Annotated in this window: 11 protein-coding genes; 4 read left to right on the forward strand and 7 right to left on the reverse strand. The window is 69.0% G+C overall.

What is annotated here, in order from left to right; all coding sequences use genetic code 11:
- The 4 genes from M4D77_RS21400 to M4D77_RS21415 all read right to left on the reverse strand — a co-directional run.
- The coding region (locus M4D77_RS21400; protein ID WP_259937329.1) for a PE-PPE domain-containing protein at window positions 1-907 on the reverse strand (907 nt) is incomplete at its 3' end.
- A 108-nt stretch (window positions 908-1015) separates the two neighbouring features.
- A complete protein-coding gene (locus tag M4D77_RS21405; RefSeq protein WP_078113594.1) occupies window positions 1016-1453 on the reverse strand; it encodes a homocitrate synthase in 438 nt (145 codons plus the stop codon).
- Between the two features lie 103 nt (window positions 1454-1556).
- Entirely contained in the window at window positions 1557-2360 is an 804-nt protein-coding gene (locus M4D77_RS21410) for an Fpg/Nei family DNA glycosylase (protein ID WP_068972584.1), read from the reverse strand.
- 15 nt (window positions 2361-2375) lie between these two features.
- Entirely contained in the window at window positions 2376-2858 is a 483-nt protein-coding gene (locus tag M4D77_RS21415) for a ribose-5-phosphate isomerase (RefSeq protein ID WP_058250044.1), read from the reverse strand.
- 22 nt (window positions 2859-2880) lie between these two features.
- Between M4D77_RS21415 and M4D77_RS21420 the strand changes: the two genes are divergently transcribed.
- A complete protein-coding gene (locus M4D77_RS21420) occupies window positions 2881-3927 on the forward strand; it encodes a M48 family metallopeptidase (RefSeq protein WP_058250043.1) in 1047 nt (348 codons plus the stop codon).
- 33 nt (window positions 3928-3960) lie between these two features.
- On the opposite strand, the gene M4D77_RS21425 is transcribed toward M4D77_RS21420, so the two are convergent.
- Window positions 3961-4581, reverse strand: a complete 621-nt coding sequence (locus M4D77_RS21425; RefSeq protein ID WP_058250042.1) for a DsbA family protein — start codon at window positions 4579-4581, stop codon at window positions 3961-3963.
- A 194-nt stretch (window positions 4582-4775) separates the two neighbouring features.
- Between M4D77_RS21425 and M4D77_RS21430 the strand changes: the two genes are divergently transcribed.
- Both M4D77_RS21430 and pepN read left to right on the forward strand, forming a co-directional pair.
- A complete protein-coding gene (locus tag M4D77_RS21430; protein WP_259937332.1) occupies window positions 4776-6041 on the forward strand; it encodes a TetR/AcrR family transcriptional regulator in 1266 nt (421 codons plus the stop codon).
- A 19-nt stretch (window positions 6042-6060) separates the two neighbouring features.
- Window positions 6061-8664, forward strand: coding sequence for an aminopeptidase N (gene pepN / locus M4D77_RS21435; RefSeq protein WP_259937333.1), 2604 nt, complete (start codon window positions 6061-6063; stop codon window positions 8662-8664).
- Window positions 8665-8680: 16 nt separating this feature from the next.
- On the opposite strand, the gene M4D77_RS21440 is transcribed toward pepN, so the two are convergent.
- Both M4D77_RS21440 and M4D77_RS21445 read right to left on the reverse strand, forming a co-directional pair.
- Complete coding sequence (locus M4D77_RS21440; RefSeq protein WP_058250040.1) at window positions 8681-9361, reverse strand: response regulator; 681 nt, start codon at window positions 9359-9361, stop codon at window positions 8681-8683.
- Complete coding sequence (locus M4D77_RS21445; RefSeq protein WP_259937335.1) at window positions 9358-10917, reverse strand: ATP-binding protein; 1560 nt, start codon at window positions 10915-10917, stop codon at window positions 9358-9360. The genes M4D77_RS21440 and M4D77_RS21445 overlap by 4 nt, the downstream gene beginning before the upstream one ends.
- A 143-nt stretch (window positions 10918-11060) precedes the next feature.
- Here M4D77_RS21445 and M4D77_RS21450 point away from each other — a divergent pair, with 143 nt between their 5' ends.
- Window positions 11061-12482, forward strand: coding sequence for a cation:dicarboxylate symporter family transporter (locus M4D77_RS21450; protein ID WP_259937336.1), 1422 nt, complete (start codon window positions 11061-11063; stop codon window positions 12480-12482).
- Window positions 12483-12499 lie beyond the last annotated feature (17 nt).

Raw genomic sequence — 12499 nt, forward strand, 5'->3', positions numbered from 1 at the left:
CGAACGTCGCCTGGACCTGAAGCCACTGGGCGATGACCTGACAACCGGTGGACGCCGGATCGGTGACCGAGGTCCGCCGATAGGGGTCGCTCCGATACGACGTGTGCCGGCCACCCACGGCGTTGGTCAGCCACACACCACCCACCCGGATGCGCGACGGGAGGTAGCACCTGACCTCACGCCACGCCGCCAGCATCCGCCCGGGGTCGCGCCGCCACTGCGCCGGCCGGACCGACGTCCGCCGTGCGTTCTGCAAGTCGTTGGCGCGCAACACATCCCACGCACTCCTCCCCCATCGGCCGAGCCCGGCCAGCGTCATAGAGCCGGTGAGGTCGGCGACGTCGCGGACAAGCGAGTCCGCGTCGGCGTTGCAGATCACGTCCTGGGACGCGCCCACCCAGTACACGGGCAGCCCGGTCGGCAGATCCGCTCCCGGGCCGGCGACTCCCCACCCGTCGCAACCGGGCACCACGCCCGGCGGCTGGTGCGGGTCGGCGACCAGCCCGACACCGAGTACCCGGTCCAGGTCGGATGCAGTCTCGGCGTCCCCGGTCGCCAGATCGGCGACCGCGGATCGGATGACCACGGCCCCCTGCGAGTAACCCACCAGCGCGACCGGTCCGGCCGTGGCGCGGATGGCCGCCCGCAGTCGGCCCGCACCGATCCCGACGCTCTCGACGAAACTCATCCCGCCCGGACGCGGGGCGGGACCATAGCTCGCGGGGTATCCGATCCACCGACAGTCGAAGCGGTCATCGAGTTCGTCGGCCACTCCGGTGAGGAGCCCGGACACCTCGGTCCGTGGGTCACCGGGGTACGACTCCCCCGTCCCGCCGACCACGAAGACAGTGATCGGCGGTGCCCCGCCGGGCCGTGGCGGGGTTCTGACATGCTGCACCTCACCCATGGTGGGTCCCGGACGTATGAACCGCCCGCAGAAGCGCTGAGGGCTTCCTGAGATTCCCACCTCGACCGTGTCACGGCGCCGCGGCCCGCACCTCGCAGCCGTGACCGATCAGGATGCTTGCGCCGGTGGCGGTTTGGCGACGTAGTCGGCGGTCTCGATGATCGCCACGAAGAAACCGCTGCCCTCGATCACATTGGCGCTGTGCACCAGGCCGGCCGGTATGTAGATGCTCGCGGGCGCCTCGACCTCATAGACCTCGTCCCCGAGCGTAATCTCGTAGACCAGACGGTCGAGCGACAGCAGGATGTTGATCTCCGGGCAGTCGTGCACGTGCGGCTCGCAGTAGTCACGTGAAGCCGCCGAGACGGCCCGCATCTCATGTGCCACGACGCGCTTCTCCGCCTCCGGGAAAAGGTCCCCACCGGCCAGCACGCGACGGGTGATCGGCGCGTCGGCCGCGCCGTGGAAAGGTACGTCTCGGAGTGGGGACACCTCGCCCCGCGAGATCAGTCCGGCATGAGACCGGATGCTTTCGCTGATTGTCACACTGCCCCCTCTTGTCTCCCCGACCGTTCGCGTGAGTAAGAACCTCACGGCTCCGCACATGCTACTAAGGTTCGGCTATCCACACCGACCGGGCAGTAACCTGTCAGGTCTGGCAGACGGGGCACCAATACAGTTTTCGGGCCTCCAGATCGGCGATCAGGACGGGTGTCCCGCAGATCCGGCATGGCTCGCCCGCCCGCCGGTACACGTAGGTCCGCGGACGGTTCGGGGCGTAGGACGGCGCCCCGGAATCGTCTTCGGGCCGGATCACGTGAATGCGTCCACGACGCACGCCGATCTTCATGAGAGTCACCAGGTCGGACCACAGAGCGTCGAATTCGTCTCGGAGAACACGCTTTCCGGGTCTCATCGGATCGATGCCGGCGCGGAAGAGGATCTCGGCGCGATACACGTTGCCGATCCCGGCGATGACCTTCTGGTCCATCAGCAGGGCGCCGACGGGCCGCGCGGACCGCGAGATCGCCGACCATGCCCGGTCGGGATCGGCGTCGCGTCGCAGCGGATCCGGACCGAGTCGGGCGACCAACGCCTCGAGATCGGCGGGGTGGTAGATCTCACACGCCGTCGGACCCCGAAGGTCCGTTCCGGCGGTCTCGGTCTCGATGCGGAGTCGAACCTGCCCGACCGGTTCCGGCACGGGCACCGCGAGTTCGGTGAACGAGCCGTACAGCCCGAGGTGGATGTGCACCATTCGTTCGGCACGCCCGTCCCGGTAACGATGGACGAGATGCTTGCCCCAGGCCTCGGCCGCGTGGAAGGTGAGTCCGTCCACCATCGCCGCACCGTCGGCGAAGCGACCCTGCGGGCTGCTGACGCGAACCCGCTGCCCGCCGAACAGTCGCTGCTGCCGGCGGGCCAGTCGATGGAGAGTGTGGCCCTCGGGCACGGACTCGGCCGAGACCTACTGGGCCGGGGCCCCCGGCACCTCAGGAGCCTCGCCGGTGCGCTCGTACTCCGCGAGGATGTCGATGCGCCGCTGGTGCCGCGCCTCTTCCGACCACGGGGTGGCCAGGAACGCGTCGACGATGGCCAGCGCCTCGGCGGTGCTGTGCATCCGGCCGCCGATGCCGATGAGCTGTGCGTTGTTGTGCTGCCGGGCGAGCTGGGCGGTCTCGACGCTCCAGGCGAGTGCGCAGCGCGCGCCGGGGACCTTGTTCGCGGCGATCTGTTCGCCGTTGCCGCTGCCGCCGAGCACGATTCCCAGGCTGCCCGGGTCGGCGACGGTCTTGGCCGCGGCGGCGATGCAGAACGCCGGGTAGTCGTCGGCGGGGTCCATCTCGTGGGCACCGCAGTCCACGACCTCGTGGCCGGTGGCCTCGAGATGGTCTGCGATCTGGTTCTTGAGTTCGAATCCGGCATGGTCGGCACCGAGGTAGACACGCATGGCGTCACTATAGATTGAGGGCGTGGACACGCCCCTGCCCGTCCCCCGCGAGCCGGCCGCCGGCACACCCGCCTCCGGGGCACCGATCCCCAACGTGCCCGGCGTCGCCGACCCGCCGCCACCCGCGCCCGCCGACCCCGGTCGACGGTGGCTGCGCCCGGCGCACTACGCCGCGCGGCCACGGCTGCACCCCTGGGAGATCCCCACCCTCGTGCTGGTGATCCTCGCGACGGTGGTCGGGTACGCGGCGATCATCGTCCTCGTCGCGCTGGGCACCCTCGACCAACTCCTGTTGGGCGCGTTGCTGTTTCCGCTCCTGCTGTTCGTGATCCGCGGCCTGACCTATGCATCACCGCGGGTCAACGGCGTACAGATGACGCCGACCCAGTTCCCCGACGGACACCGGATGGTCGTCGAAGCCGCAGCCCGCTTCGGACTGGAGTACGTGCCGGATGCCTACGTCGTCCTCGGCAACGGCGCGATCAACGCATTCGCCTCCGGGCACGGGTTCCGGCGATTCGTCGTCGTGTACTCCGACCTGTTCGAGGTGGGCGGCGCCGCCCGGGACCCGCAGGCGCTCGAGTTCATCATCGGCCACGAGGTCGGGCACATCGCCGCCGGGCACACCTCGTACTGGCGACAGCTCTCGACGATCGTCGGCATGAACATCCCCGTGCTCGGCGCCGCCCTGTCCCGCGCGCAGGAGTACAGCGCGGACAACTACGGGTACTACGCCAGACCCGGTGGGGCGCCCGGGGCGATGGGGGTCCTGGCCGCCGGCAAGTACATGCTCTCGGCGGTGGACTTCGACCAGTTCGCCGACCGGGCGACCCACGAGCGCGGGTTCTTCACCTTCCTGACCAACGCGATGTCGTCGCATCCGGTGCTGACCTGGCGGGCAGCCGCGCTTCGCGACCGGACCCGCGCGGGGGCGATGCTGCTGCGTCCCAGCCAGATCGTCCGGGGCGTCGGGAGCGGAAACGTGGTGGCGGTGCCGCCGCCTCCCCATCCGGCGACCCTCGGGCCCGACGGACTGCCCAACGGCATCGAACCGCCACCACGCTTCTGACGTACGGAACCGCAAACGCGCAACCGAACCCGATCAGTCGAACTGCGGATCCTCGTTGCGCGTGCGCTTGAGCTCGAAGAAGTGGGGGTAGGACGCGAGTGCGCGCGCACCGTCCCACACCGTCCCGGCGTCCTCACCACGCGGGATCCGCGACAACACGGGGCCGAAGAAGGCGACGTCGTTGACGTGGATGGTGGGCGTCCCGACATCGTCGCCCACCTTGTCCATCCCGGCGTGGTGGCTCTCGCGGATGACCTCGTCGAACTCGGTGCCGTCGGCGGCCTCGGCGAGCGAGGCGTCGAGGCCGACCTCCTCGAGCGCGCCCGCGATGACCTCGTCGAGATCCTTGATGCCCTGGTTGTGGATGCGGGTCCCCATCGCCGTGTACAGCGGCGCCAGGATCTCGTCACCCTTCTGCGCGGCGGCGGCGGCGATGACCCGGACCGGACGCCAGGCGTGCTTGAGGCCCTCGCGGTACTCCTCGGGGATGTCCTTGCCCTCGTTGAGGACGGCGAGGCTCATGATGTGGAAATTGACCTCGATCGGCCGGACCTTCTCGGCCTCGAGGATCCAGCGTGAGGTGATCCAGCACCACGGGCAGAGCGGGTCGAACCAGAAATCGACGCGATCGGTGGGCTGGGCCTGCTCTGACATGGAACATCCTCTCGAGAGTCGACATTGAACACGTGCCGCCGACGATCGGCCGATGGCGCCGTCGGACGGCTCAACACCCCGGCGGTTCGAACTGTTCCCGATGCGCGGAGCAGTCGCCGGCGCTGTGGATTCGCGGGGCCCGGTCCGGGCACGGTGTGAGATGGTGCAAGAACCGCCGAGGAAGAGGACCCGGGATGCCGTCGTCGCCACCGTCCGATCCGGACGAACCCGCCCGGGTGGTCGCGCGTCTCCGGCCGCTCGAACCCCGATCTCTCGGACAGCGCTCGGCACAGATCGTCCGGGCCGCCACAAGACTGTTCCAGGACGCGGGATTCCGAAACGTCAGCATCGAGCAGATCGGCGCCGCGGTCGGTCTCACCGGGCCGGCGGTGTACCGACATTTCCCCGGCAAACACGACATCCTCTCGCAAGCGCTGACGACGCAGGTGGAGCTCGTCGCGACACTCATGGCCGACGCCGAGGAGCACGGCCGCTCGCCGGTCGAGCAGCTCGCGCTTCTGCTCGACGGGCTCGGTGACCTCACCGCCCATCGGGACGTGTCGACGCTGTGGCGTCGCGAGCAACGCCATCTGCAGCCGGCCGAACTCGATGTGATGAGAAGCTATTTCGGCCGGCTGAGCGAACACTTCGCCTCACTCATCGCCGCGGCGCGTCCCGACGTCGTGCCGTCGGAGGCGGCGATGCTGGGTGCCGCTGCACTCAGCGTGTACACCAACACCTCCGAGATGCGGGGCTCGTTGTCGCCCGCCCGCCTCATGGAGGTCCAGCGCGCCGTGGCGGACTCCATCCTCGCGTGCCGGCTGCCGGGGCCACCGGAGCCGGACCCCGATGCCGAGCGCGCACCCGCGCACCGTCGCCCCGCCTCCCGTCGCGAGCGCATTCTCGACGCCGCCACCCAGTTGTTCTCCGAGCGGGGGTTCCCCGACGTCCGGATCGACGAGATCGCCCGCACGGCCGACGTCTCGATCGCGACGCTCTATCAGGAGGTGTCGGGCAAATCCGATCTCCTGCGGGCGGTGCTGTGGCGCGGCGTGCAGGGAATCCTCTACGTCACCGCCCATGCGTTGAGCCGCGCCGGTTCCGACGACCCCCTCGACGTGCTCATCCGCGTATTCGTCGAGTACGCACTCGACGTCCACGGCCGCATCATGCCCGTCTTCACCAGTGACCTCATGTATCTGCCGGACACCGAGCAGACGCAGCTCCGGAACGCGCAGCTGGATTTCCGGGCCGAATGGATCGACGCGATCCGGTCCCGTAGCCCACTGCTGACCGCGGCCGACGCGAATGCGCTCGCCCAGGCGTTGTTCGGCTACACGTGCGAGATCATCGAGTCGCCGCAGCTGCGGTCCCGGCCCGGGGTCGCCGCCGAACTCGAGACGATCGCACGGGCGATCCTGAACCCCGCCGGACTGCGTGGAGCACCGCCGGAGTCCTGACCTGGATAAGCTGGCCTGCGTGACTGCTCCGAACCTCACCAGACACCAGGCCCGCGACCGCGCAGCGATTCTCGACGTGTCGAACTACCAGATCGACCTCGACCTCACCGACGGTTCCGGGGCGCCCGGGACCGAGACCTTCCGCTCGACGACGACGGTGCGGTTCACCGCGACGGAGGGCAGCGAGACGTTCGTCGATCTCGTGGCACCCACGCTCATCTCGGCCACCCTCAACGGAGCCGACCTCGACGTCTCCGGTTTCGACGAATCAGTGGGTATCCCGCTGTCGGGCCTCGCCGCCGAGAACACGCTCACCGTGGTCGCCGACTGCGCGTACTCCAACACCGGCGAAGGTCTGCACCGGTTCGTCGACCAGTCCGACGATTCGGTGTACCTGTACTCACAGTTCGAGACGGCCGACGCCAAGCGGATGTTCGCTTGCTTCGATCAGCCCGATCTCAAAGCGACCTACACGGTGACCGTCACCGCTCCCGCGGACTGGAAGGTCATCTCCAACGCCGCGCACGCGGAGGCTCCTGGCGAACCGGACGGCTCCACATCCGCTGTGGTGCACCGATTCCGGGAAACAGTACCGATGAGCACCTACCTCGTCGCACTCATCGCGGGGCCGTATGCGGAGTGGACCGACGTCTACTCCGACGAGCACGGCGACATCCCGCTCGGCATCTACTGCCGCGCATCGCTCGCCGAGCACATGGACGCCGAGCGCCTGTTCACCGAGACCAAACAGGGCTTCGGGTTCTACCACCAGAACTTCGGGATCCCGTACGCCTTCGGCAAATACGACCAGCTGTTCGTCCCCGAGTTCAACGCCGGCGCGATGGAGAACGCCGGCGCCGTGACGTTCCTCGAGGACTACGTCTTCCGGTCCCGCGTGACCAAATACCTCTACGAGCGCCGCGCCGAGACCGTCCTGCACGAGATGGCACACATGTGGTTCGGCGACCTGGTCACCATGCAGTGGTGGGATGACCTGTGGCTCAACGAGTCGTTCGCTACCTTCGCTTCCGTGCTGTGCCAGGCCGAGGCGACCGAATACGCCAGCGCCTGGACGACTTTCGCCAACGTCGAGAAGTCCTGGGCCTACCGGCAGGACCAGCTGCCCTCGACCCACCCGGTCGCGGCCGACATCCCCGACATCGCGGCCGTCGAGGTCAACTTCGACGGCATCACCTACGCCAAGGGCGCGTCGGTCCTCAAACAGCTGGTCGCCTACGTGGGCCTTGAGGACTTCCTCGCCGGGTTGCGCAGCTACTTCGCCGCGCACCAGTTCGGCAACGCCACCTTCGCCGATCTCCTCGGCGCACTGGAGAAGTCGTCGGGCCGGGACCTGTCGGACTGGGGCGACCAGTGGTTGCGCACCACGGGCATCAACGTCATCCGGCCCGACTTCGAGGTCGACGACTCCGGCGCCTTCACGCGGTTCACCATCGTCCAGGACGGCGCCGCCCCGGGCGCCGGCGAGACCCGGGTACACCGACTGCGCGTCGGTGTCTACGCCGACAACGGATCCGGTGCCATCGAGCAGACGCACAGTGTGGAACTCGACATCGAGGGCGAGCGCACCGACGTCGCCGACCTCGTCGGTGTGCATCGTGGAGATCTGGTGCTGCTCAACGACGGTGACCTCACCTACGCCTCGGTCCGGCTCGATCCGGAGTCGCTGGCGACGGCGACCGCCCGGATCGGCGACATCAGCGATCCGATGCCGCGCACCCTGGTCTGGTCGGCGGCGTGGGAGATGACCCGTCAGGCCGAGATGCGTGCCCGTGACTTCGTCGAACTCGTTCGGCAGGGCATCGCTGGGGAGTCGGAAATCGGTGTGGTGCAACGAGTTCTGCTGCAGGCGACGACCGCCATCGAGTCCTACGCCGACCCGGAGTGGGCGGCCACCACGGGCCGTCCCGGATTCAGCTCGCGCATGCTCGAACTCGCCCGCGCGGCCGAGCCGGGTTCCGACCATCAGCTGGCGTTCGTCAACACCTGGCTCGGCGGCCGGATCAACGACGACCAGACCGAGGTGGCCCGAGCGCTGCTCGAGGGTGCTGATCCCGCCGACCACGGGCTCGAGGGTCTCGCCGTCGACACGGACCTGCGGTGGAAGCTGGTGACCGCGCTGGCCACCGCCGGGGCGATCGACACCGATCCGGAGTCGACCCCGGTCATCGACGCCGAGGCCGAGCGGGACAACACCGCCACCGGCACGCGTTCGGCGGCGCTGGCGCGGGCGGCGCGTCCGCTGGCAGAGGCCAAGGCGGACACCTGGACTCGCGCCGTCGAGGACGATTCGTTGTCGAATGTGTACACCCGCACCATGATCGGCGGATTCGCCCGTCCCGGCCAGGGCGAACTCCTCGAGCCCTACGTGGAGAAGTACTTCGAGGCGGTTCCGAAGGTGTGGGCACGCCGGTCGAGCGAGGTCGCGCAGACGGTCGTCATCGGCCTGTACCCGAGTTGGGCGATGTCACAGCATGCCCTCGACCTCGCCGAGGACTTCCTGACCGGGGACCATCCGTCCGCGCTGAAGCGGCTGATCTCCGAGGGCCGCGACGGCGTGGCCCGCTCGCTGCGGGCGCGCGCCTACGACGCGCAGGAGAGCTGAGCCCCGCGACGCCGGGTCAGCGCCGTCGCCACCGGTAGCGCACCTGCGGCCGGCCCGCCGAGCCGTACTCGGTATCGCGTTCGAGTACGTGGTCGTCGGCGAGCCGCTCGAGGTAGCGCCATGCGGTGACCCGCGACGATCCGAGGGCGCGCGCCACTTCCGAGGCGGTCAGCCCGTCGGGGCTGTCACGGACCGCCCGGCTGACCGCGTCCTCGGTCTGCGGCGCCGCGCCCTTCTTCGCCGATCGACGGGTGTCGCTCGTGCGCAGCTCGGCGAGCGCCCGGTCGACGTCGCGCTGACTGACCGCGTCGGCGTCGCCGGTGAGGGCTTCGCGGTAGCGCAGGTACTGCTCGATCTTCTCCCGGAACGCGGCGAAGGTGAAGGGTTTCAGCAGGTAGAGCAGCACCCCGCGCGACATCGCGCTCCGGACGGTGGCGAGGTCGCGCTGGGCGGTGATCGCGATGACGTCGGGCGCCGGGCGGACACCCGACAGCGCCGAGGCGAGGTCCACGCCACGTGCGTCGGGCAGACCCAGGTCGAGCAGCACCAGATCCACCGGTCCGGCGGTGGCCATCCGCAGCGCCTCCTGCGCGGTGGACACGGCACCGACGACCTCGAATCCGCCCAGCCGGACGAGATAATCGCGATGCGCCTCGGCGATCACGGGTTCGTCCTCGACGATCAGGACGCGGATCATCGTCCGCGCTCCCCCGCGTCGGCGCGCACGCGTACCGAGATGACCGAGCCGTAGGTGTTCTCGGCGCTCATCGTCCCGTGCCGGCGGGCGACGACCTGGGCGACGAGGGCGAGACCGAGGCCGCGCCCGGCGGCGTCACCTCCCGGCTTCGTCGAGTAACCCCGAGTGGTCGCCAGGGCGAGCAGGTCGGCATCCATGCCGCTGCCGCTGTCGGCGACGACGATGTCGAGCACGCGGTCGTCCCCGACGACCGTCACCTCCACCCACGGGTCCGCGGGGTCGGAAGCGTCCAGGGCGTTGTCGATCAGGTTGCCCACGACCGTGATCATCTCACCGGGCGTGAGGAGCCCGGTCGCGGCGTCGCTCACCTGCGATTCCTCGGTCAGGGACAGCGGAATCCCGCGTTCGGCCGCCTGCGCGGTCTTCCCCAGCAGGAGGGCGACCAGCGCGGGCTCGGCCACCGCCTGGGTCATCCGGTCGATGAGGTGCTGGGAGAGCTCGAATTCGGTCGTCGCCAGCCGGATGGCCTCGTCGGGCCGGCCCATCTCCACGAGGGCGACGATCGTGTGCAACCGGTTGGCGGCCTCGTGCGCCTGCGATCGGAGGGCCTCGGCGAACCGCGTCATGGAGTCGAGTTCGCCCATCGCCTCCGAGAGCTCGGTGCGGTCGCGGATGGTGACCACCGACGACGCGCGTCGGCCGGCCACCGGGGAACGACTCACCAGCAGTACCCGGCCGCGGTCGGCGTAGGTCACGTCCGTCTCCTCGTCGCCGTCGGTGAGGAAGGCGGGCAGGTCCGCGGGGGCCGTGTCGGGTCCGATCTCGAGCAGGCGGTGCGCCTCCGAGTTGACGAGCGCCGGTCGTCCGTTTTCTACGACGACCAATCCCTCGCGCACGGAGCGCAACACAGCATCGTGGTGGTCGTACATCAGCCGCAACTCGTCGGGCGCGAGTCCACCGGTCTGCCGCAGTAGTCGTCGCCGGATCCACCACACGCCGCCGACGGCGGTGAGCAGTGCCGCGAACGCGGCGAGGGCGATCATCGGCAGCTGGCCACGCCACGCCGACGTCAGCGAGCGCTGGGTGATCCCGGCGGCGACCATCCCCACCACCCGGCCGTCGGCATCACGGACGGGGACGATCGTCCGGATCGACGGGCCCAGCGTGCCGGTGTAGTTCTCGGTCATGGTCTGCCCGCGCAGTGCCGCGTCGATGCTCCCCAGATACGGTTCGCCGATCCGCGCCGGGTCGGTGTGGGTGTAGCGGGTCCGGTCGGGCGCCAGCACGGTGATGAACGCGATCCCGGTTGCCGCGCGCACCCGCTCGGTGACCGGCTGCAGCACCGCGCTGGGATCCGGAGACGTGAGGGCGGCGACGGTCGACGGCGACTCCGCCAGGCTGACGGCCACCGCTGTCACCTCGGCCCTCGCCGCGCGGTCCGCGTCGATGCGGGCGTCGACGGCCGCCAGAACGCTCTCGGCGACGACGACCACCGCGAAGACCGCCAATGCGAGCGCGGCGACCTGTCCGGCGAGCGTGCGCGGGTACCACCGCATCCCTGCCGACCTCGTTCCTGTCCGGAGTGATGACTCCGGACGTGCTGGGTGTGAACGTAATGAACACAATCGTGACCCGCGTCACCACATCGGGCCACAATCCTAATCACTGTTGTCCGAGGTGTACGAGGAGAGAATCACCGATGAACATTCGAGGCAGGTCCGGCGACTCACCGGCCGGGGACGGTTCCGATCCCATCCTGACCACGCCCGACACGCCATCCAAGGCCAAGCGCGACCGCACCCATTGGCTGTACATCGGTGTCATCATCGCGGTGATCGCGGGCGTCGTGGTCGGGCTCGTCGCGCCGGGCGTCGGCAAAGACCTCGGAGTGCTGGGGACCATGTTCGTCAGCCTCATCAAGATGATGATCGCCCCGGTCATCTTCTGCACGATCGTGTTGGGCATCGGCTCGGTTCGCAAGGCGGCGACGGTCGGCAAGGTCGGCGGACTCGCGTTCGTCTACTTCCTGGCGATGTCGACGGTTGCGCTGGCGATCGGCCTGGTCGTCGGCAACATCATCCAGCCGGGCGACGGCCTGAACATCGACTCGGTGTCGGGCAAGGGCCAGGAACTCGCCGAGGACGCACACGAGTCCGGCGGAACCCTCGACTTCATCCAGGGCATCATCCCGGAATCGATGCTGTCCGCGCTGACCGAGGGCAGCGTCCTGCAGGCGCTGTTCGTCGCGCTGCTCGTGGGGTTCGCGATCCAGGCGATGGGCCGCACCGGCGAACCGATCCTCACCGCGGTCTCCTACTTCCAGAAGCTCGTCTTCAAGGTGCTCACCATGGTGCTCTGGGTGGCCCCGATCGGCGCGTTCGGTGCGATCGCCAGCGTCGTGGGACAGACCGGCTGGGCCGCGGTCCAGCAGCTGTTGACGCTGATGCTCGCGTTCTATCTGACCTGCCTGGTGTTCGTGTTCGGCGTGCTCGGGGTGCTGCTGCGCACCGTGTCGGGCGTCTCGATCTTCAAACTCGTCAAGTACCTCACCCGCGAGTACATCCTGATCTTCGCGACGTCGTCCTCGGAGTCCGCGCTGCCTCGCCTGATCGCGAAGATGGAGCACCTCGGCGTGGAGAAGACCACTGTCGGCGTCGTGGTGCCGACCGGGTACTCGTTCAACCTCGACGGCACCGCCATCTACCTCACGATGGCGTCGATCTTCATCGCCGACGCGATGGGCGACCCGCTGTCGATCGGTGAGCAGATCGGCCTGCTCGCGTTCATGATCATCGCGTCCAAGGGCGCCGCCGGCGTCAGCGGTGCGGGATTGGCCACCCTCGCCGGCGGACTCCAGGCCCATCGTCCCGACATGCTCGACGGCGTCGGCCTCATCGTCGGCATCGACCGGTTCATGTCGGAGGCCCGCGCGGTCACCAACTTCTCCGGCAACGCGGTCGCGACGCTGCTCGTCGGCTCGTGGACCAGCACCATCGACAAGCAGCGCGTCGACGACGTGCTGTCCGGCCGGGATCCGTTCGACGAGAGCAACATGGTCGACGACGAGCTCGACGACGACCCCACCGCTCGCGGAGCCCACGAGAAGGTCCTCACCCACTGACGACCCGCGACGAAGGC

The sequence above is a fragment of the Gordonia sp. p3-SID1431 genome (assembly GCF_025143765.1).
GTDB classification, from domain to species: Bacteria; Actinomycetota; Actinomycetes; order Mycobacteriales; family Mycobacteriaceae; genus Gordonia; species Gordonia hongkongensis.